At 59.6% G+C, this 21,221-nt stretch carries 17 protein-coding genes and 1 pseudogene; 10 read left to right on the top strand and 8 right to left on the bottom strand.

All coding sequences use genetic code 11. The features are described from left to right. Positions 1-70 precede the first annotated feature (70 nt). The gene (dprA, locus tag AC07S6_RS10445; RefSeq protein ID WP_020301424.1) at positions 71-1,174 is read right to left on the bottom strand and encodes a DNA-processing protein DprA; all 1,104 of its coding nucleotides are present in this window, start codon (positions 1,172-1,174) and stop codon (positions 71-73) included. Between the two features lie 63 nt (positions 1,175-1,237). Beyond that, positions 1,238-2,014 carry a peptidoglycan-binding protein gene (locus AC07S6_RS10440; protein ID WP_495112259.1) on the bottom strand — a complete coding sequence of 259 codons (777 nt, stop codon included), beginning with the start codon at positions 2,012-2,014 and terminating at the stop codon, positions 1,238-1,240. A gap of 135 nt (positions 2,015-2,149) precedes the next feature. Here AC07S6_RS10440 and def point away from each other — a divergent pair, with 135 nt between their 5' ends. The 5 genes from def (at position 2,150) to AC07S6_RS10415 (ending at position 6,761) form a co-directional block, all read left to right on the top strand. Further along, positions 2,150-2,656, top strand: a complete 507-nt coding sequence (gene def / locus AC07S6_RS10435) for a peptide deformylase (RefSeq protein WP_020301426.1) — start codon at positions 2,150-2,152, stop codon at positions 2,654-2,656. Positions 2,657-2,726: 70 nt separating this feature from the next. Continuing rightward, a complete protein-coding gene (gene fmt / locus AC07S6_RS10430; RefSeq protein ID WP_495112258.1) occupies positions 2,727-3,680 on the top strand; it encodes a methionyl-tRNA formyltransferase in 954 nt (317 codons plus the stop codon). After that, positions 3,677-4,987 (top strand): 16S rRNA (cytosine(967)-C(5))-methyltransferase RsmB, encoded by a 1,311-nt coding sequence (gene rsmB, locus AC07S6_RS10425; RefSeq protein ID WP_495112257.1) that lies wholly within the window; start codon positions 3,677-3,679, stop codon positions 4,985-4,987. Before fmt ends, rsmB begins: the two co-directional genes overlap by 4 nt. A 22-nt stretch (positions 4,988-5,009) precedes the next feature. Further along, on the top strand, positions 5,010-6,383 hold the full coding sequence (gene trkA / locus AC07S6_RS10420; protein ID WP_014716287.1) for a Trk system potassium transporter TrkA: 1,374 nt from the start codon (positions 5,010-5,012) through the stop codon (positions 6,381-6,383). Between the two features lie 66 nt (positions 6,384-6,449). Next, positions 6,450-6,761, top strand: a complete 312-nt coding sequence (locus tag AC07S6_RS10415; RefSeq protein WP_044270209.1) for a tetratricopeptide repeat protein — start codon at positions 6,450-6,452, stop codon at positions 6,759-6,761. Between the two features lie 131 nt (positions 6,762-6,892). Here AC07S6_RS10415 and AC07S6_RS10410 read toward each other — a convergent pair whose 3' ends face one another. Both AC07S6_RS10410 and AC07S6_RS10405 read right to left on the bottom strand, forming a co-directional pair. Next, positions 6,893-7,780, bottom strand: coding sequence for a lysophospholipid acyltransferase (locus AC07S6_RS10410; RefSeq protein ID WP_014716285.1), 888 nt, complete (start codon positions 7,778-7,780; stop codon positions 6,893-6,895). Positions 7,781-7,820: 40 nt separating this feature from the next. Then, a complete protein-coding gene (locus tag AC07S6_RS10405) occupies positions 7,821-8,378 on the bottom strand; it encodes a DNA-3-methyladenine glycosylase I (RefSeq protein ID WP_054921016.1) in 558 nt (185 codons plus the stop codon). 81 nt (positions 8,379-8,459) lie between these two features. Here AC07S6_RS10405 and glyQ point away from each other — a divergent pair, with 81 nt between their 5' ends. From glyQ to AC07S6_RS10385, 4 genes and pseudogenes are all read left to right on the top strand, one after another. Further along, positions 8,460-9,413, top strand: coding sequence for a glycine--tRNA ligase subunit alpha (gene glyQ, locus AC07S6_RS10400; RefSeq protein ID WP_003187265.1), 954 nt, complete (start codon positions 8,460-8,462; stop codon positions 9,411-9,413). Next, a complete protein-coding gene (gene glyS / locus AC07S6_RS10395) occupies positions 9,410-11,464 on the top strand; it encodes a glycine--tRNA ligase subunit beta (RefSeq protein ID WP_495112256.1) in 2,055 nt (684 codons plus the stop codon). Before glyQ ends, glyS begins: the two co-directional genes overlap by 4 nt. Next, positions 11,449-12,003, top strand: a pseudogene (gene gmhB / locus AC07S6_RS10390) (D-glycero-beta-D-manno-heptose 1,7-bisphosphate 7-phosphatase); the annotation flags it as partial. The gene glyS and the pseudogene gmhB, both read left to right, overlap by 16 nt. A gap of 82 nt (positions 12,004-12,085) precedes the next feature. Next, positions 12,086-12,856 (top strand): lysophospholipid acyltransferase family protein, encoded by a 771-nt coding sequence (locus AC07S6_RS10385; protein WP_003187258.1) that lies wholly within the window; start codon positions 12,086-12,088, stop codon positions 12,854-12,856. A 182-nt stretch (positions 12,857-13,038) separates the two neighbouring features. Here the strand turns inward: AC07S6_RS10385 and AC07S6_RS10380 are convergent, their stop codons facing one another. Next, a complete protein-coding gene (locus AC07S6_RS10380; RefSeq protein ID WP_495112255.1) occupies positions 13,039-15,318 on the bottom strand; it encodes a CHASE2 domain-containing protein in 2,280 nt (759 codons plus the stop codon). A gap of 409 nt (positions 15,319-15,727) precedes the next feature. On the opposite strand from AC07S6_RS10380, the gene AC07S6_RS10375 reads away from it, so the two are divergent. Continuing rightward, on the top strand, positions 15,728-16,450 hold the full coding sequence (locus AC07S6_RS10375) for a response regulator transcription factor (protein ID WP_073526337.1): 723 nt from the start codon (positions 15,728-15,730) through the stop codon (positions 16,448-16,450). A gap of 104 nt (positions 16,451-16,554) precedes the next feature. On the opposite strand, the gene gyrB is transcribed toward AC07S6_RS10375, so the two are convergent. From gyrB to dnaN, 3 genes are read right to left on the bottom strand one after another with little or no spacing between them, the layout of a single operon-like run. Beyond that, positions 16,555-18,972, bottom strand: a complete 2,418-nt coding sequence (gene gyrB, locus AC07S6_RS10370; protein WP_490615337.1) for a DNA topoisomerase (ATP-hydrolyzing) subunit B — start codon at positions 18,970-18,972, stop codon at positions 16,555-16,557. A gap of 4 nt (positions 18,973-18,976) precedes the next feature. After that, positions 18,977-20,080 carry a DNA replication/repair protein RecF gene (recF, locus tag AC07S6_RS10365; RefSeq protein WP_495112254.1) on the bottom strand — a complete coding sequence of 368 codons (1,104 nt, stop codon included), beginning with the start codon at positions 20,078-20,080 and terminating at the stop codon, positions 18,977-18,979. A gap of 20 nt (positions 20,081-20,100) precedes the next feature. Further along, positions 20,101-21,204 (bottom strand): DNA polymerase III subunit beta, encoded by a 1,104-nt coding sequence (gene dnaN, locus AC07S6_RS10360; protein WP_003187250.1) that lies wholly within the window; start codon positions 21,202-21,204, stop codon positions 20,101-20,103. Positions 21,205-21,221: the final 17 nt, after the last annotated feature.

Below are 21,221 nucleotides of genomic sequence, written 5' to 3'. Positions count from 1 at the left end.
TTACTCTCCGGACTAAAGCTCTGGGCAGTTTACCGATCTTCGTTACAAAACCTAGCGCCAAAAACGTCCACTACAAAAGCGGACACCGCGCCAGCCAGCGCCCGCTTTCGCAAATCACCTGGCCCTCCAACTCCAGCTCCGTCAGGGTGGCCAGCACTTGGGACAACGGCCGGCCGCTGGCAATCGCCAAGGCTTCGCTGCTATGCGGTGCCGCGTGCAGCAGCGCCACCAGCGGATGGGTCACGGGCACCGGCGCAGCAGGGGGCAACCGCTGCCAACCGCGCAGGCCTTCAAGAATGTGCTCGATGGTTTCCACCAGCACCGCGCCATCACGGATCAGTTGATGACAGCCCTTGGCGGCGGGGTGGTGGATAGAACCCGGAATCGCGTACACCTCACGCCCTTGCTCCGCCGCCAGGCGTGCGGTGATCAGCGAGCCGCTGGACATACTGGCCTCCACCACCAGCACGCCTAACGACAACCCGCTGATAATCCGGTTGCGCCGTGGGAAATTACCGGCCTGGGGCGCGGTATCCAGCGGAAACTCGGAAACCACGGCGCTGCCTTGGGCGATCATCGCCGCAGCAAGCTTGCGATGGCGCTGTGGATAAAAATTTTCCAGGCCAGTGCCAAGCACGCCGATGGTATGGCCGCCCACGTCCAATGCCGCCTGGTGCGCTGCGCCGTCAATGCCCACCGCCAGCCCACTGGTGATGACAAAACCGGCGCTCGCCAGGCTGCGGGAAAAGGCCGCTGCCGTGTCCATACCTGGGCGAGAGGCACGCCGGCTTCCGACCATGGCCAACTGTGGTTTTTCCAGAATGCCGGGGTCGCCCGCCACGAATAACAACGGCGGCGCATCGTCGATCTGCGCGAGCAACGCCGGGTACTCTGGTTGGTCCCACATCAGCAAATGCTGGGCCGGGCGCGCCAGCCACGCTAACGCCTCACTGGCACCGTCACGGACTTTTGGGCTACGTCGGGCCTCGGCACTGATGGCGGGCAAACCGAGGGAACGCCAGGCGCTGGCGGGAGCACTCAGGGCCTTGGAAGCGCAACCAAAGGCTTCGATCAACACGTGAAAACGCTTGGGCCCCAGTTCTGGCAGCCTGTGCAAGCGTAGCCGGGCTTCCAGCTCTGCCGGGGAAATATCGCTACTGTTTATCGGATTCATATGATCATCCTTGACCGGAACAAGCTGTGGATAACTCTGTTGGTAACTTATTTAGCAGGCTATTTATTGCGCTTGTTGAGCCGTCTCGAAACGGTCTTGCACGGCCAACGACCTTGAAGCACTGAGCACCAGGGCATAGCTGAGCTTTTCGTAGGTGCGAAACACCAGAAGGGTGCCGGCTCGCTCATCCGGAAGTGGTGTGGGCGTGCCGGTGAGGGCGTCTCGAACGGTGGCACCAGCCTTGATCACCGTCAGCAGTTGGCCCTCCACCAGGCCATCGCGGCGGCCCTTGTTCAGGGTCACAGCGTCGAGCACGCCAATCTGCGTGACGCCCTTGGGGATGTCGATGATGTGCCCTGTAATCAAGGGTGCAGGTTTGGCGGGCTCCAGGCTGACCAAAGCAACGGGAGGCTCGGCGCGCAACAAGCGGTCGCCTGGGCGGATTTCCTGGGTCACCCGTTGCACTGCGAGGGTGGTGAGGTTGTCGGCAAGCACAAAGCGCGCAGTGCCGATGTCGTCGGCATTGATGCCGAGTAACTCCTGGGTAACGGGGTCGGTGTAGGCCTTGCCTCGCCGAAAGATCCCGTAGCTCGGCTGGGCCGGGTCCAGACGCCCGCGCGCATGCACACGCTCGTCGTTGGCACCCAGCACGCGCCCGCCTTGCGCCGCAATAATGTAAGGCGCGTTGTCCAGGTCCTGGGGTGAGTCAAAAATATGGTTGTGCAGTAAAAAATGCTGGATGGCCTGTTGCGCTGCCTGATCCAGGCGCTCAGTAGGTTGCGCAATCAACGCCGTGGCGAACGGGGCCCACAGCAGCAAGACGAGTAGCGATTTCCTCATGGGGTGAATCTCCTTTATTATGTGCGTTCGCGTGAAATGCCATGGCCTTCGCGGCTTCCGAGCGTTTCACACCGGCCGTATGGGTCCATCCCACCGCCGATTTGTCTCTTCCTCACATGTGCAGCAATTACGCTTATGGCTATTTTGAACATCCTCGAATTTCCCGACTCGCGCCTGCGCACGATCGCCAAGCCGGTGGCCGTAGTGGACGACAAGGTTCGTCAGTTGGTCGATGACATGTTTGAAACAATGTATGAAGCCCCGGGCATCGGCCTCGCCGCTACCCAGGTCAACGTGCATCTGCGTGTCGTGGTCATGGACCTGTCGGAAGATCGCAGCGAACCTCGGGTGTACATCAACCCTGAGTTCGAACCGCTGACCGAAGAGATGGGCGAATACCAGGAAGGCTGCCTGTCGGTGCCGGAGTTCTACGAAAATGTGGAACGCCCGCTGCGCGTGAAGATCAAGGCGCTGGACCGTGACGGCAAGCCTTTCGAACTGGTTGCCGAAGGCCTGCTGGCGGTGTGTATCCAGCATGAATGCGACCACCTCAACGGCAAGCTGTTTGTCGATTACCTGTCCACGCTCAAGCGTGACCGCATCAAGAAGAAGCTGGAAAAAAAGCATCGCCAGCAAGCCTGATGCCCTTCTTCCAAAGGCTTGCTGCGGCAAGCCTTTTTCTTTTGTGACTGTTTTTTAACCGAGAACTCCCATGACCGAGCCATTGCGCATTGTTTTTGCCGGCACTCCTGAATTTGCCGCCGAACACCTCAAGGCGCTGCTTGCCAGCCCTTACGACATCGTCGCGGTGTACACCCAGCCGGATCGCCCGGCCGGTCGCGGGCAAAAACTGATGCCGAGCCCGGTCAAGCAATTAGCGCTGGAGCACAACATTCCCGTGCTGCAGCCGCCGACCCTGCGTAACGCCGACGCCCAGGCCGAAATGGCCGCGCTGAAGCCGGACCTGCTGGTGGTGGTGGCTTACGGTTTGATCCTGCCTCAGGCTGTGCTGGATATCCCGCGCCTGGGTTGCATCAACAGTCATGCTTCACTGCTGCCACGCTGGCGCGGTGCGGCGCCGATTCAGCGCGCCGTTGAAGCAGGCGACAGTGAAAGCGGCGTGACCGTGATGCGCATGGAGGCCGGCCTGGATACCGGGCCGATGCTGCTCAAAGTCACCACACCGATCACCGCCCAAGACACCGGCGGCAGCCTGCACGACCGCCTCGCTGAACTGGGGCCGCCCGCCGTGATCCAGGCCATCGCCGGCCTGGCTGCCGGCACACTGGAAGGCGAGGTACAGGACGACAGCCTGGCCACCTACGCGCACAAATTGAACAAAGACGAAGCACGCATCGACTGGAGCCGCCCAGCCGTGGAGCTTGAGCGCCTGGTACGTGCCTTCAACCCGTGGCCGATCTGCCACAGCACCCTGAACGGCGAGGCTTTGAAAGTGTTGGCCGCGACCCTGGCCGATGGTGCAGGCGCTCCCGGCGAGATCATCGGCGCCAGCAAAGACGGCCTGTTGGTGGCTTGCGGTGAACAGGCGCTGTGCCTGACGCGTCTGCAATTGCCCGGCGGCAAGGCGCTGAACTTCAGCGATTTGTTCAACAGTCGTCGTGAGAAATTCGCTCTGGGCACCACGCTTGGAGTGGTCACTCAATGAACCCACGTCTGGCCGCCGCCAAGGCTCTCGCCGCCGTGCTCAACGGCAAGGCTTCGCTGAACAGTTCATTGCCCACGCAGTTGGATAAGGTTGAAGACCGCGACCGCGGGTTTACCCAGGACCTGGCCTTTGGCACCGCCCGTTGGCAGCCACGGTTGTCTGCGTTGGCCGCCAAGCTGCTGCAAAAACCGTTCAAAACGGCGGACGCGGATGTCGAGGCGCTGTTGCTGGTGGGTCTCTACCAGTTGCTCTACACCCGCGTGCCGGCCCACGCCGCTATCGGTGAAACCGTCGGTTGCGCCGACAAGCTGAAAAAGCCCTGGGCCAAGGCGCTGCTCAATGCCGTGCTGCGCCGCGCCCAGCGTGAAAGCGAAACGCTGTTGGCCGAGCTGGAACATGATCCGGTGGTGCGCACCGCCCACCCGCGCTGGCTGCAAAAATCCCTGAAGGCCTTTTGGCCCGAGCAATGGGAGGCTATCTGCGCGGCCAACAACGCGCACCCGCCGATGATCCTGCGGGTCAACCGTCGCCACCACAGCCGGGATGCATACCTGCAATTACTAGCCGACGCGGCCATCAACGCCACCCCGTGCGTGTACAGCACGGACGGTATCGTGCTGGAAGTCGCCGCCGATGTACGCAGCCTGCCGGGCTTTGCCGAAGGCTGGATCAGCGTGCAGGACGAGGCCGCGCAATTGGCTGCCGATCTGCTCGATTTGGCCCCAGGCCAGCGCGTACTCGACGCCTGCTGCGCGCCAGGCGGTAAGACGTGTCACATCCTTGAGGTTGAAAAAGAACTGGCCGGTGTGGTGGCTGTGGACCTTGAGGCCAAGCGCCTGGTGCGTGTGCGGGAAAACCTTGCACGCCTGGGCCTCAACGCCGACCTGATCGCCGCCGACGGCCGTGACACCGCGACGTGGTGGGACGGCAAGCCATTCCAGCGCATCCTGCTGGACGCTCCTTGCTCCGCCACCGGCGTGATCCGCCGTCATCCTGACATCAAGCTGACCCGCCAGCCCGACGACATCGCCGCCCTGGCGGTGTTGCAAGGCGAACTGCTCGACGCGCTGTGGCCGACTCTGGAAGTCGGCGGCATCCTGCTTTACGCCACCTGCTCCACGCTGCCCACCGAAAATACCGAGGTCATCCAAGCCTTCCTCGCCCGCACCAGCGGCGCGCGCGAACTGGACCTTGCCACCAGCGCCGGCATCAAGCAGCCCCACGGCCGCCAACTGCTCGCGCAGGAAGGCGGGCACGATGGCTTCTACTACGCCAAACTGATCAAGATTGCCGCCGTGCGCGGCTGAATGGTTTTAAGGGAGTGACCGGATGAAAATCATCATCCTTGGAGCAGGGCAGGTGGGTGGCACGCTGGCCGAACATTTGGCCGGTGAAGCCAACGACATTACCGTGGTCGACACCGATGCCGAGCGCTTGCGCAACCTGGGCGACCGCCTGGACATTCGTACGGTGCAAGGCCGCGCGTCGTTTCCGACGGTGCTGCGCCAGGCCGGTGCCGACGATGCCGACATGCTGGTGGCTGTGACCAACAGCGACGAGACCAACATGGTCGCCTGCCAGGTCGCCCACACCCTGTTCCACACCCCGACCAAGATCGCTCGGGTGCGCGAAGCGGCTTACCTGACCCGCGCCGGGCTGTTCGACAACGACGCCATCCCGGTAGACGTCCTGATCAGCCCGGAACAGGTGGTGACCCACTACATCAAGCGCCTGATCGAAATTCCAGGTGCGCTACAGGTTATCGACTTCGCTGAAGGCAAAGCGCAACTGGTAGCCGTGAAGGCCTATTACGGCGGGCCGCTGGTTGGCCAGCAATTGCGCCAGCTGCGTGAGCACATGCCGAATGTGGAAACCCGCGTCGCCGCGATTTTCCGCCGTGACCGGCCGATCCTGCCCCAGGGCGATACGGTGATCGAGGCTGACGACGAAGTGTTTTTCATCGCCGCCAAGGCGAACATTCGTGCGGTCATGAGCGAAATGCGCAGGCTCGACGAGAGCTACAAACGCATCGTCATCGCCGGCGGTGGGCAGATTGGCGAGCGTTTGGCCGAAGCCATCGAAAGCCGCTATCAGGTGAAGATCATCGAGATGAGCCCGACGCGGTGCCGGCATTTGTCCGATACCCTCGACAGCACTGTCGTACTGCAAGGCAGCGCCTCGGACCGTGACCTGCTGATGGAAGAAAACATCGCCGACGCCGATATCTTCCTGGCCCTGACCAACGATGATGAAGCCAATATCATGTCGTCCTTGCTGGCCAAGCGGCTGGGGGCGAAGAAGGTGATGACCATCATCAACAACCCGGCCTATGTGGACCTGATCCAGGGCGGCGATATCGACATTGCCATCAGCCCGCAGTTGGCGACCATCGGTACCTTGCTCGCCCACGTACGCCGTGGCGACATTGTCAGCGTGCACTCGTTGCGCCGTGGCGCAGCGGAAGCCATCGAGGCGATTGCCCACGGTGACTCCAAGTCCAGCAAAGTGATTGGCAAGGCGATCCGCGATATCGGCCTGCCGCCCGGTACCACCATTGGCGCGATCATTCGCGATGAAGAAGTGATCATTGCCCACGACGACACGGTGATTGCCACCGGAGACCACGTGATTTTGTTCCTTGTGGATAAGAAACATATCCGCGATGTGGAGAAGCTGTTCCACGTGGGGTTGAGCTTTTTCTGATTTGAAAATTGTGTGAGCCCGCGATGACGATATCGAAACCGCTATATAGCTAAAGGACGCACAGTCATGCTCGAATCCCTGGAAAAAATGCTCGCCAAGGGTGTGGATAATTCGCTGCTGCGCTTTGGCCTGGGCAAGGGTTATCTGGACCTGAAGGACAACGCAAAGGCGGCCGAGCATTTGCAGCGATGCGTCGAGTTCGATCCGAAGTATTCGGCGGCGTGGAAGTTGTTGGGCAAGGCGCGGCTGGGATTGGAAGATCGCGCGGCAGCACACCTGGCATGGGAGAAGGGCATCGAAGCCGCCCAGGCCCATGGCGACAAACAGGCCGAAAAAGAAATGACGGTGTTCCTGAAGAAACTTGATCGCCAAACCTGAGGAGATCATCTGTGGGAGCTGGCTTGCCTGCGATGCAGACACCTCGGTATATCAGGCACTCCGAGGTGATGCTATCGCAGGCAAGCCAGCTCCCACACTTGATCTCCATTGGGCTGGAGGTCAGCGGTGAGTCAGTACCACCGCGCCTCACCCGGCGGGCGTTTCTTGAAGCGCTTCATGCTCCACATGTACTGGCTTGGGTAAGCACCTACATAGCGCTCAACTACCTTGCTCATCGCCGCACAGGACGTCGCGGTGTCGGTGCTGTACATGTCCTCCGGCGCCGCTTCCAGGATCACCTTGTAGCCCGAGCCGTCCGGCAGGCGCAGGGCGTGCAGGAATACACCCACGGCCTTGTGGCCCGCGAGCATGTTCGGCACGAACTTGCTGGTAAGCGCCTGGGTGGCAAAAAACGGTACGAAGATCCCGGCGGACTCAGCCGGCTCCGGGTCGGCAGGAATGCCCACCTGGCCGCCTTTGCGCACTTCCTTGATCACGCTGAGAATGCCTTCCTTGGTGGAAGCCGCCACGCGGTTGCCCAACTGCACGCGCTGCTTGCGCAGCAACTCGTCCACGGCCTTGAGCTTGGGCGGGCGATAGAAAATGATCGGTTTGCACTGGCTGCAGTAGAAGTGATTCAACACTTCCCAGTTGCCCAGGTGGCTGGTGATGCCCACCACGCCTTTGCCAGAAGCCAGGGCCTCGTGCAGCACTTCCAGGCCCTCGACTTCGCGGACCAGGTCGATGGAGCGCTGCGCCGGCCAGATCCACGCACAGGCGCTTTCAGTGAGGGACTTGCCGATGTCCATCAGGCTGCGGCCCACCAGGCGCTCGCGCTCTGCCGGGTCCATGTCCGGGAAGCATTTGGAGAGGTTGATCCGCACCGTATCGCGGGAACGGTTGGGGGTTTTCCACATGATCCAGCCGATCCCTGTGCCGACGGCTTGTACAGCGCGCCAGGGCAGCAGGGCAAACAACCGAAGAGCGCCTACCAGCAAGGCGCCTTTAAACTTTTCCACAGTTCACTCCTGATCGTGTGTGGTGCGCAAAGCCGGCATTCTAACCGGCGTTGACCAAGTCCGCGTAACGGTCGCAGTCCTGGGTGTGGTCCATGACCATGCCCGAGGCCTGCATGAAGGCGTAGCAGATGGTCGGCCCGACGAAAGTGAAGCCGGCCTTTTTCAAGGCTTTGCTCATGGCTTGGGCTTCGGGCGTGATCGCCGGGACGTCGCTGCGATCCTTGAAGTGATTGACCTTGGGTTTGCCGCCGACAAACGACCACAGCAACCCCACCGGGTCTTCCAGCGCCAGCCAGGCCGCGGCGTTGCGCCGGGTAGCGTTGAGCTTCAAGCGATTGCGCACGATGCCCGGGTCCTGCATCAGCACCTCGATTTCTTCATCGCTCAATTGCGCCAGACGCTGCGCGTCAAAGCCGAACAACACCTTTCGATAATGCTCGCGTTTGCGTAAAACGGTGATCCAGGACAGGCCTGCCTGGAACCCTTCGAGCAAAAGCAACTCGAACAAACCCTGCGCATCGCGCAGCGGCGTTCCCCACTCTTGATCGTGATAAGCCATGTACAGCGGATCTTCAGAACACCAAAAGCAGCGTGGCATAAGGCTCCAGGGAGTGGTGGCGGGGCCGAATCGGGTATACTCCCGCTCTTTAAATCGCAGCCCAAGTAACAGGTGAATTTCGTGAGCCAGCCTACGCCAGCCGTGCGTACCTTCCAAGACTTGATCCTCGCCCTCCAGCAATACTGGGCCGAGCAAGGTTGTGTGGTACTTCAGCCCTACGATATGGAAGTAGGCGCCGGCACTTTCCACACCGCTACATTCCTGCGGGCCATCGGCCCGGAAACCTGGAACGCCGCTTATGTGCAGCCCAGTCGCCGCCCGACTGACGGCCGCTACGGCGAAAACCCGAACCGTCTGCAGCACTACTACCAGTTCCAGGTGGTATTGAAGCCCAACCCGGACAACTTCCAGGAGCTGTACCTGGGCTCGCTGAAACATGTCGGCCTGGACCCACTGGTGCACGACATTCGTTTCGTCGAAGACAACTGGGAATCGCCAACCCTGGGCGCTTGGGGCCTGGGCTGGGAAGTCTGGCTCAATGGCATGGAAGTGACGCAGTTCACCTACTTCCAGCAAGCCGGCGGCATCGAGTGCTACCCGGTCACCGGCGAAATCACCTATGGCCTTGAGCGCCTGGCCATGTACCTGCAAGGCGTGGACTCGGTCTACGACCTGGTATGGGCTGACGGCCCGTTCGGCAAGGTGACCTACGGCGATGTGTTCCATCAGAACGAGGTGGAGCAGTCCACCTACAACTTCGAACACGCCAACGTCGACAAACTGTTCGAACTGTTCGACTTCTATGAAAGCGAAGCCAAGCGCCTGATCGAACTCGACCAGCCGCTGCCGTTGCCAAGCTATGAAATGGTGTTGAAGGCCTCCCATACCTTCAACCTGCTGGACGCCCGCCGTGCCATTTCGGTTACTGCGCGCCAGCAATACATACTGCGTGTGCGCACCCTGGCGCGTTCCGTCGCCCAAGCCTACCTGCTGGCTCGCGCCAAGCTGGGCTTCCCGATGGCAACCCCGGATTTGCGTGATGAAGTGTTGGCTAAGCTGGAGGCTGCACAATGAGTGCTCAAGATTTCCTGGTTGAACTGGGCACCGAAGAGCTGCCACCCAAGGCCCTCAATACCCTGGCCGATGCATTCCTGGCCGGTATCGAAAAAGGCCTGCAGACCGCTGGCCTGAAGTTTCAAGCCAAGAAGGTCTATGCCGCGCCACGCCGCCTGGCGGTACTGTTGACCGCGCTGGAAACCCAGCAGCCGGACCGCAGCATCAACCTGGACGGCCCACCGCGCCAGGCGGCTTTCGACGCCGAAGGCAACCCGACACAGGCCGCTCTTGGCTTTGCCAAGAAGTGTGGCGTGGAGTTGAGCGAGATCGACCAGAGCGGCCCGAAACTGCGTTTCAGCCAGGTCATCACCGGCAAGCCGACCGCCAGCCTGTTGCCGACAATCGTTGAAGATTCCCTGAACGACCTGCCTATCCCCAAGCGCATGCGCTGGGGTGCGCGCAAGGAAGAGTTCGTGCGCCCAACCCAATGGCTGGTGATGCTGCTCGGTGATCAGGTCATCGATTGCACCATCCTCGCCCAGAAGGCCGGTCGTGAGTCCCGTGGTCACCGCTTCCATCATCCAGAAAGCGTGCGTATCACTTCGCCGGCCAATTACCTCAACGACCTGCGCGCTGCTTATGTGCTGGCCGACGCCAATGAGCGTCGCGAGCTGATCAGCAAGCGCACCGAAGAATTGGCCCGTCTGCAGGAAGGCACCGCCATCGTGCCGCCAAGCCTGCTGGACGAAGTGACCGCCCTGGTGGAATGGCCGGTGCCGCTGGTGTGCTCGTTCGAAGAGCGTTTCCTCGATGTGCCGCAAGAAGCCTTGATCACCACGATGCAGGACAACCAGAAATACTTCTGCCTGCTGGATGTGGACGGTAAGTTGTTGCCGCGTTTTATCACCGTGGCCAACATCGAAAGCAAAGACCCGCAGCAGATCATCGCCGGTAACGAAAAAGTCGTGCGCCCGCGCCTGACCGACGCCGAGTTCTTCTTCAAGCAAGACAAGAAGCAGAAGCTGGAAGACTTCAACCTGCGCCTGCAAAACGTGGTGTTCCAGGAAAAACTCGGCAGCGTCTACGACAAGGCCGTGCGTGTGTCCAAGCTGGCGGCCTACATTGCCCCACGTATTGGCGGTGATGCCGCATGGGCTGCGCGTGCCGGCTTGCTGTCCAAGTGCGATCTGGCCACCGAAATGGTCGGCGAGTTCCCTGAGATGCAAGGTGTTGCCGGTTACTACTACGCCCTCAACGACGGCGAGCCGGACGATGTCGCCCTGGCCCTGAACGAGCAGTACATGCCGCGCGGTGCCGGTGCAGAACTGCCGAGCACCCTGACGGGTGCGGCTGTGGCGATTGCCGACAAGCTCGATACGCTGGTGGGTATCTTCGGTATCGGCATGCTGCCCACCGGCAGCAAAGACCCGTATGCCCTGCGCCGTGCGGCATTGGGCGTGCTGCGTATCCTGATCGACAAGAAGCTGGACCTCGACCTGACCCAGGCCGTGGTATTCGCCGTCGGCCAGTTCGGCACCAAGGTCAAGCAAGCCGGCCTGGCCGAGCAAGTGCTGGAGTTCGTGTTCGACCGCCTGCGTGCGCGTTACGAAGACGAAGGCGTGGACGTTTCCGTCTACCTGTCGGTACGTGCCCTGCAACCGGGTTCGGCACTGGACTTCGACCAGCGTGTACAAGCCGTGCAAGCGTTCCGCAAGCTGCCGGAAGCCGATGCCCTGGCCGCCGTGAACAAGCGCGTGTCGAACCTGCTGAGCAAGGCCGATAACCTCGGCAGTGCCGAAGTCGACCCTAGCCTGTTTGCCGACGCCAAGGAGTTCTCGCTGAACTCGGCCATCGCCAAGGCAGAGAACGCCGTGAAGCCGCTGATCGCCGAGCGTGACTACGCGCAAGCGTTGGCGCGCCTGGCGTCGTTGCGTGAGCCGGTGGATGCGTTCTTCGAAGCGGTGATGATCAATGCCGACGATGCAGGCGTGCGAAAAAACCGTTACGCCATGCTCGCGCGTCTGCGTGGCCTGTTCATCAATATCGCCGACATTTCCGTACTGGGCTGATCATGTTGAAACTGCTGATTCTCGATCGGGACGGGGTGATCAACTATGACTCCGACGCTTACATCAAGTCGGTGGAGGAGTGGATCCCGCTGCCTGGTTCGATCGAGGCCATCGCGCAGTTGAGCAAAGCCGGCTGGACAGTGGCCATCGCCACCAACCAGTCCGGCATCGCCCGCGGTTACTACGACATCGCCACCCTGGACGCCATGCACGCGCGGTTGCGCACGTTAGTGGCCGAACAGGGCGGTGAGGTGGGGCTGGTGGTCTACTGCCCCCACGGGCCGGACGAAGGCTGCGATTGCCGCAAGCCCAAGCCTGGCATGTTGAAAATTATTTCAGAACATTACAAGGTGCCCTTGGCTGGGATATGGTTCGTCGGGGACAGCGTCGGTGACCTGGAGGCGGCCAAAGCCGTCGACTCTCAGCCAGTTTTGGTTAAAACCGGAAAAGGCGAAAAGACCCAGGCTAAAAACCTGCCGGTAGGCACCTTGATTTTTGACGATCTGGCGGCCGTTGCCGCAGAACTTATCAACAACTAGCCGCCCTCGACTTCCTGACCAAGGACTGTTCGGGAGTGCGCTTTTAACAGGCGGGCCGTGTCCCGCAACGGTAAATGCCGCCATGTCGATCTTGCAGGCCATCAGAACCTTTTTCTTTTACCTGCTGCTGGGCACCAGTTCGTTTCTCTGGTGCACCCTGAGCTTTTTTATTGCACCCTTCCTGCCCTTCAAGGCGCGCTATCGCTTTATCAACGTCTACTGGTGCCGCTGCGCGTTGTGGCTGAGCAAGGTGTTCCTGAATATTCGTTTCGAGGTCAAGGGCGCTGAAAACGTTCCTGATCAGCCGTGCGTGATTCTCTCGAACCACCAGAGCACTTGGGAGACGTTCTTCCTCTCTGCGTATTTCTCGCCGTTGAGCCAGGTGCTCAAGCGCGAGTTGCTGTATGTGCCATTCTTCGGCTGGGCCATGGCCATGTTGCGTCCGATCGCCATCGACCGGGACAACCCCAAGGCTGCGCTCAAGCATGTCGCCAAGAAGGGCGATGAGTTGCTCAAGGACGGCGTCTGGGTGCTGATCTTCCCGGAGGGCACGCGGGTGCCCTACGGCACCGTGGGCAAGTTCTCACGGGGTGGTACCGCCCTGGCGGTCAACGCCAACCTGCCTGTGCTGCCAATTGCGCATAACGCCGGCAAGTTCTGGCCCAAGACTGGCTGGGCTAAACGCCCAGGCACTATCACCGTAGTGATCGGCGAACCGATGTACGCAGAAGGCGAAGGACCACGTGCCATCGCCGCCCTGAACGACCGCGCTGCGGCGTGGAATGAGGCGCAGCAACGGGCCATGGGCTCCCTGCCTCCGGAACCGGTGGTGGTGGAGACGCCGGCCGTTTGAGCATCTGTGGATAACCTGTGTACGCTTTGTTGGCGAATTGGCTTTTTTGCTTCATAACAAGCTGATTTACTTACATATTTCTGAAGCTCATAAAATTCAGAAAAACGTGCATAAGTTTTTTCTTCATAAAAAAACCGGTCCTTGTGACCGGTTTTTTATGCACAGCAGAAAAGCCGCTTTTTTCAGTCCTCCAATAGCGGCAGCAGCAGGATAAACGTCGAGCCCTTGCCTAGCTCACTTTCGCACACGATCCGCCCTCCATGCCGTTCTACTACCGCCTTGACCATGGTCAGGCCCAACCCAAGACCTTCACTGCCCTGGGCCGAATCGAAACGTCGGTATTGGTTGAACAACTCCGGTAGATCCTTCGGCGCAATCCCCGGCCCCTGATCACTTATCCCGCATTCCAACCAGCCTTGCGCACTGCCATGCCTTAACCTGACGGTGGTGCCGGATGGGGAGTATTTGATCGCATTCTCCAGCACGTTGAACAATGCCCGTGTGAGCAGCGATTGGTCGGCATAGACCATGGCTTCATCCGCCTCATCCAGGTCGTGGACCAAATGGATGCCCTTCAACTGCGCAATCACCGCCACTTGATCAAAAGCGTCCATCACCAGCATGGCAAACAGGGTGGGCTGGAACTGGTAACCGTCCGCTTCAGCCTTGGCCAATTGCACAAAGGATTCGGTCAGACTCAAGGCTCGCCGTACCTGCTGTTCGATCTGAGTAAACACCGGGGACTCCTCGTTGTTCACGTCCAGCAGGGCGAGGATCGCTGAATGCGGCGCACGCAGGTCGTGGGAAAGGAAACGCAGCATCGTCTCGCGATGCTGCTGGGCTTCACGCTCCTTGCTCAGGTCCGTCAGGCTCAACAACCAGCCGAGGGCGAAATCCCCTTCGGCAGGCAGCAATGGGGCCAGTTCCATGCGCAAACTGCGTTGGTGGATATCGCGAAACTCCACCAGCTCCAACGCCGAGAGGGCAGGGCGTACACCATTATGCAGCGGGGGATAACCCAGATCGGCGAGCTGTTCGACGAGGTTTTCGCCGACCAGGTCATTGCCGAATACTTCACGGGCCACGCGGTTGGCCAACAGGATACTGCCCTGGGGATCGGTAATCAGGGTCGCTACCGGCAGGCACTCCAAGCCATCAGCCATAAAGCGCCGCGTATCGCGGGTACGGCTGACGGCTTGTTCAAGGGCAAAGATCCGCCCTTGCAGCACATCGCCCTTACTGGCAGGCGCGCGACGACGTTCCGGAAGCACCTTGGGTTCGTTATCCAGGCGTGCCAGTTCCCAGCCAAAGTAGGCGAGGATTACGCTCAGACGTCGCCAATTCCAGATCAGGTAACTCAGCAACAAACCGATCAGGCACGCTGCGGGGCTCCACCAGTGGCCCAGGCGCAATAAGGCCCATGAGCCCAGCAAAGCCACGGCCATGCCTGCCAAGGTCATCCACAGGGCGTAGCGTGGGCGCACAAGCAGAAGGCCCAACAGCAGGGCCACCAGGGACGTTGCCAGCAACGCCGCCAGCCAGCCGGGCAAATCGACGATGCTGCGGCCCTGCAATAAACCATTCAGTACGTCCGCCTGGATCTCAACGCCCGCTGTGGTACCTACGGTGGAAGAGAGCGGCGTCACGAAACGATCGGCCATGCCATAGGCTGAGGCGCCGATCAGAACCAGGCGACCACGCAGAGACTCGGGAGGTACCTCGCCCCGCAATACGCTGACGTAGGACACACTGGGAAAATGGTCTGGTTCCGAAGTGAACGGCACACGGATTTCATGTTCCTGGTGCCAGTGACCTCCAGTAGGCTCTTGCGGCAGGCCCGGCATCGTCTCGGCGTGCTCGCTCATGGCGAATGCCAGCCACGCCAACTGAGGAAGTGTGCTTCCCGGAGGGCCTTCACGTAGATACACGCTGCGCACCACTCCGTCGTTATCCGCTTCGACGTTGATGTGCCCGACGCCCTTGGCGCACTTGAGCAGTGGCGACAACGGCGTTACCTGGGCCTTGGGGCTGACGCTGCTGTCCCCGGCGATGGGCAGCAATACATTGCCGGCTTTGCAGACGGCATCGGCCAGTTGTTGGTCGTCATTATTGTCGCCGGGCTCACTGAAGATCACGTCAAACAAAATGCCCGCTGGCCGTGCGGCGTTCAGGCGTTCAATCAGCTCGGCATGCACGCTGCGCGGCCAGGGCCACGGGCCGAGTGCTTCCAGGCTGGGCGTATCAATGGTCACCAGAACGATCCGTGGATCTGCCGGTAACGGCGTCAGGCGGCGCAGGCTGTCATAGAGCGGATTGTTGAGTGCCAACCCCGCGCTCAAGGATAAGTAGGCGGTGAAGGGCAGGAGCACCAAACCGATCAACAGCCATTCACGAACCAGCCCATGAAACAAAAGCTGCGCCTGAGTAGGTTGGCGTTTCTCGGCTTTGCGCCATAGGTTCACAGGGCTACCGCCAAAAGGTTGCCAAGGAGTCGATGGTCATTGAGTAAAGATTTCATAAGCCCAGGATCCCTCTCCATGGGGTTGCGATGAAGTGCATACGGTGTTCTGAAACCAGTGAAGCTTATTTGGGTCTCATTGGAGGAGTTCCCGCGGCCGCGCAATGAACGATACCGCACATTCAAGCAGGCATTACGCACCAGCGAGGCGATCGGCACCGACCCTTTTCCTGACCGACTGGAGCCGGTATCTTTCTTTGAGGACGTAGTGGGTGGCGTTTACGGCGCTTTCAGCGTATCGAGAGATACGAGCACCGTAAAATCCGCCCATAATTATTCAGATTCAGAGGCCGGCATTTGTACAGCATGTGCCCCTATCCAAGCTCTCGTTTTTTGTAGGAAGGACCCCACCCATGCGTGTCGCAATACTGGATGACGAACCCGCGGAGTTGCGACGGGTGGAACAGACACTGCGACAGATTCCCGGCCCGGCTGAACAGCCTTGGTCGCTGCATTTTTTCGAACGTGGTGAAGACCTGCTGCGCCAGCTACGCCGGGAAACCTTTGACCTGCTGATTCTTGACTGGCAACTGCCGGACATCTCCGGGATCGCGTTATTGCGCTGGACTCGCGAGCACATGGAATCGCCCCCTGCCGTGATCATGCTCACCAGTCGCGATGCCGAGAGTGACATCGTAACGGCGTTGAATAGTGGGGCGGATGATTATGTCAGCAAGCCGTTTCGGCCCAACGAACTCAAAGCCCGAGTCAGCGCCGTGCTGCGGCGCCACGGTTTGCAAAAGTCGGCTACCCAGGAAGTGCAAAGCTTTAACGATCTGACGTTCGACGATGCCGAACTGACCGTCACCCGAGCGGGCAAACCCATCAACCTGACAGAACGAGAATACCGTTTGGCAAGTTGTCTATTTGCCAACCTGGCCCGACCGTTGTCTCGCGAGTACCTGTATGAGCGATTCTGGAGCCACGAAGAAATGGTGTCGTCGCGGCCGTTGGACACGCATATCTACCGCCTGCGTAACAAGCTAGGGCTGACAGCTGATCGCGGTTGGCAGCTGTTGACGATCTATGGGTACGGGTATCGGTTGGAGAGTGTGACACCCGCCGCGCAAAGTTGAGTACGCAGATGTTCCACGTGGAGCATTTAAGAATTCGAGTCTGCAGACCAATAAAAAAGGCCAACGCTAAGCGTTGGCCTTTTGTTTTTAGCTGATGTGCCTGATCAGAAATCCAGGTTAGACACCGCCAAGGCATTGCTCTCAATGAAGTCACGACGAGGCTCGACCGCATCACCCATCAGGGTGTTGAAGATCTGGTCTGCGCCAATGGCGTCTTCGATGGTCACGCGCAGCATGCGACGTTGAGCAGGGTCCATGGTGGTTTCCCACAGTTGATCAGGGTTCATCTCGCCCAGACCTTTATAGCGCTGGATGGTATGACGCTTGGTGCTTTCCGCCATCAACCAGTCCAAGGCTTCCTTGAACTCCTTGACCTGCTTCTTGCGTTCGCCACGCTGAATGTAAGCACCGTCGTCCAGCAGGGTGCTCAGTTGAGCGCCGAGGGTGACTACGGTCTTGTAGTCGTTGCTGCCGAAGAAGTCGCGGTTGAAGGTGACGTAGTTGGACAGGCCGTGGGAGATCAGTTCGACCTCCGGCAGCCATACGTTACGCTCACGGTCTTCACGCAGGCTGGCTTTGTATACCAGGCCAGACTTCTCCACAGTACGCAGGCGCACTTCGTACTGGGCCAGCCAATCTTGCATGGCGACGTGATCGCCCAACTGCTCCAGGCTCACGGCTGGCAGGTAGATGAAGTGCTCGGTCAGCTCCTGAGGGTACAGGCGCGACAAACGCTTGAGCGTCTTCATGACCATACGGAAGTCATTGACCAGGCGCTCCAGCGACTCACCCGAGATACCCGGCGCTTCGTCATTCAAGTGCAGGCTGGCATCTTCCAGGGCCGACTGCGTCATGTACTCTTCCATGGCGTCGTCGTCTTTGATGTATTGCTCTTGCTTGCCCTTTTTCACTTTGTACAACGGCGGCTGGGCGATGTAGATGTAGCCACGCTCGATCAGCTCCGGCAACTGACGGAAGAAGAAGGTCAGCAGCAGGGTGCGGATGTGCGAACCGTCGACGTCAGCATCGGTCATGATGATGATGTTGTGGTAGCGCAGCTTGTCGATGTTGTACTCATCGCGGCCAATACCGCAGCCCAACGCCGTGATCAAGGTGCCGACTTCCTGGGAGGAAATCATCTTGTCGAAGCGGGCCTTCTCAACGTTAAGGATCTTACCCTTCAACGGCAGGATGGCCTGGGTGCGACGGTTACGACCCTGCTTGGCGGAACCGCCAGCAGAGTCACCTTCCACCAGGTACAGTTCGGAGAGGGCAGGGTCCTTCTCCTGGCAGTCAGCCAATTTGCCTGGCAGGCCGGCGATATCCAGCGCGCCTTTGCGGCGGGTCATTTCACGGGCCTTCCGCGCGGCTTCACGGGCGCGTGCAGCATCGATCATCTTGCCGACGACCAGCTTGGCTTCGTTCGGGTTTTCCAACAGGAAGTCGGAGAAGTACTTGCCCATTTCCTGTTCAACCGCAGTCTTCACTTCGGAAGACACCAGCTTGTCTTTGGTCTGGGAGCTGAACTTCGGATCCGGTACCTTGACCGAGATAATCGCCGTCAGGCCTTCACGGGCATCGTCACCGGTGGTGGCGACTTTATGTTTCTTCGCCAAGCCTTCCGCTTCGATGTAGGTGTTCAGGTTACGCGTCAGCGCGGAACGGAAACCCACCAGGTGAGTACCGCCATCGCGTTGTGGAATGTTGTTGGTGAAGCACAACAGGTTCTCGTTGAAGCTGTCGTTCCACTGCAGGGCGATTTCCACGCCGATGCCGTCTTCACGCTGGATGTTGAAGTGGAACACCTGATTGACCGCGGTCTTGTTGGTGTTCAGGTATTCAACGAACGCACGAAGACCACCTTCGTACTTGAACAGCTCTTCCTTGCCGCTGCGCTCATCCTTGAGGACGATGCCGACACCGGAGTTAAGGAAAGACAGTTCACGAATCCGCTTGGCCAGGATGTCCCAGCTGAAGTGGATGTTCTTGAAGGTTTCTTCCGATGGCTTGAAGTGGATCTGGGTACCGGTGGTTTCACTGTCACCGACGATTTTCATCGGTTCCTGTGGTACGCCATGGACGTAGGTCTGCTCCCAAATCTTGCCGCTACGGCGAACAGTAAGGATCAGTTCTTCGGACAGGGCGTTCACTACCGACACACCTACACCGTGCAAACCGCCGGATACTTTATAGGAGTTGTCGTCGAACTTACCGCCAGCGTGGAGCACGGTCATGATGACCTCTGCCGCCGAAACGCCTTCTTCTTTGTGCACATCTACCGGGATGCCACGACCGTTGTCACGCACGGTGATGGATTCATCCGGGTGGATGATAATGCTGATGTCGTCGCAGTGACCGGCCAGAGCTTCGTCGATGGAGTTATCGACCACCTCGAACACCATGTGGTGCAGACCGCTACCATCATCGGTGTCGCCAATGTACATACCGGGACGTTTGCGTACGGCATCCAAACCTTTCAGCACTTTAATGCTGGTCGAGTCGTACGTGTTTTCTTCGCTCATGCCTTCACTCCCGATGGTCGTGGGTCTGGGTGATACGGCCTTGTTCCACGTGGAACAAAGCGACTGGCGTTTCCGTCTGCCAGCCTTCCCTCAATAATTCGTGGTCTACACAGGTGATAAACACCTGGCAGCGTAAGTCTTCCAACAAGCGGCATAGCGAGCGGCGGTGCTGCTCGTCGAGTTCTGACGGCAAGTCATCCACCAAATAAATACACTGACCGCGTCGAGCCTGGCTAACCAAATGGCCCTGCGCGATACGCAATGCACAGACCACCAACTTCTGCTGGCCGCGGGACAAGATATCCGCAGCATTGTGTGCACCTAATCTAAGGCGCAAATCAGCGCGCTGGGGGCCGGCCTGGGTGTGTCCGATTTGCTGATCCCGTTGCAAGGTCGTTGCGAGCACTGCACTCAGCTCACGTTCTTTGTCCCAACCCCGGTAATAACTCAGCGTCAGCCCCTCGAGGTCCAACAACTCGCTCAAGGTCTGCTCAAAGACTGGTTTCAAGGCTTTGATATAGGCGCGGCGGTATTCATCTATTTCGTCGCTGGCCAGGCACAGTTCACGGTCCCAGGCTGCTTGCGAAGCGGCGTCAAGTGTACCATGCCGCAGCCATGAGTTCCGCTGCCGCAGGGCCTTCTGCAGGCGCTGCCAAGTGGCCATGAAGCGTGGTTCCACGTGGAACACGCCCCAGTCGAGAAACTGCCGACGAATTTTCGGGGCCCCCTCCAACAATCGAAAGCTGTCGGGGTTGATCAGTTGCAACGGCAGGATCTCTGCCAGTTGCGCTGCGCTGCGCGCATTTTGCCCGTCGATTCGGATCTGAAATTCCCCACCGCGATCACGCGATATGCCCAGGCTGCTGTGACCGCCCTCAGCCAGTTCCACTTGGCCAAATACGGTGCAGGCCAATTGTTCGTACTGGATCACGGGTAACAGGCGCGCACTGCGGAAAGAACGCGCAAGCCCCAGCAGGTGGATGGCTTCCAGCACGCTGGTTTTACCACTGCCGTTGGCGCCATGGAGGATGTTGATGCGGGGGGAAGGGGAGAAGGTCACCGGGTGCAGATTGCGCACCGCGGTGACCGAGACGCGACTAAGGGACATCTAGCTTCTGCTGAGCATGATTACAGACGCATCGGCATGACAACGTAAGCCGAGTCGTCGTTGTCAGATTCTTGCACCAGGGCGCTGCTGTTGGAGTCCGACAGGATCAGACGAACCTGTTCGGTGGTCATGACACCCAGCACGTCCAACAGGTAGCTCACGTTAAAGCCGATTTCCAGCGATGCGCCGTTGTAGTCGACACCCACTTCTTCTTCCGCCTCTTCCTGTTCCGGGTTGTTGGCCTGGATTTTCAGTTGGCCGTTGGCCAGTTGCAGGCGAATACCACGGTACTTCTCGTTGGACAGAATCGCAGTACGGCTGAAGGCTTCACGCAGGGCCTGACGATCACCGACCACCAGCTTGTCGCCACCTTTAGGCAACACACGCTCGTAGTCCGGGAACTTGCCGTCGACCAGCTTGGAGGTGAAGGTGAACTCGCCGGTGGTGGCACGAATGTGGTGCTGGCCCAACACGATGCTGACGTTGCCGTCCGGCTCGGTGAGCAAACGCGCCAGTTCAAGGATACCTTTGCGTGGAACAATCACCTGGTGCCGATCCGGCTGACCGATATCGGCACGCATCGAGCACATCGCCAGGCGGTGACCGTCGGTGGCTACAGCACGGATGATGCCTTCCGAGACTTCCAGCAGCATACCGTTGAGGTAGTAACGCACGTCCTGCTGGGCCATTGCGAAGCTGGTGCGCTCGATCAAACGACGCAGCTTGCTTTGCTCCAGGCTGCACGTCAGCGAGCCCGGGCCTTCTTCCACGGTTGGAAAGTCATTGGCCGGCAAGGTCGACAGGGTGAAACGGCTACGGCCTGCCTTGACCACCAATTTCTGCTCATCCACCTTGATGTCGATCAGCGCATCGTTGGGCAGGCTTTTGCAGATATCCATCAGCTTGCGCGCCGGCACGGTGATCTCGCCAGGTTCGGCGGGCTCTTCGAGCTGGACGCGACCCACCAGTTCGACTTCCAGGTCGGTACCGGTCAAGGACAACTGTTGCCCCTCGACCACCAGTAATACGTTGGAAAGCACCGGCAAGGTCTGTCGGCGCTCGACGACGCCTGCGACCAGTTGCAGGGGTTTCAACAGGGCTTCGCGTTGAATGGTGAAATGCATGGTCTAGTCCCTTGCCT

Source organism: Pseudomonas sp. GW821-FHT07B01 (genome assembly GCF_059419065.1).
Note: the sequence above shows the minus strand (reverse complement) of the source record. Positions and strands in the feature narration are given on the sequence as shown.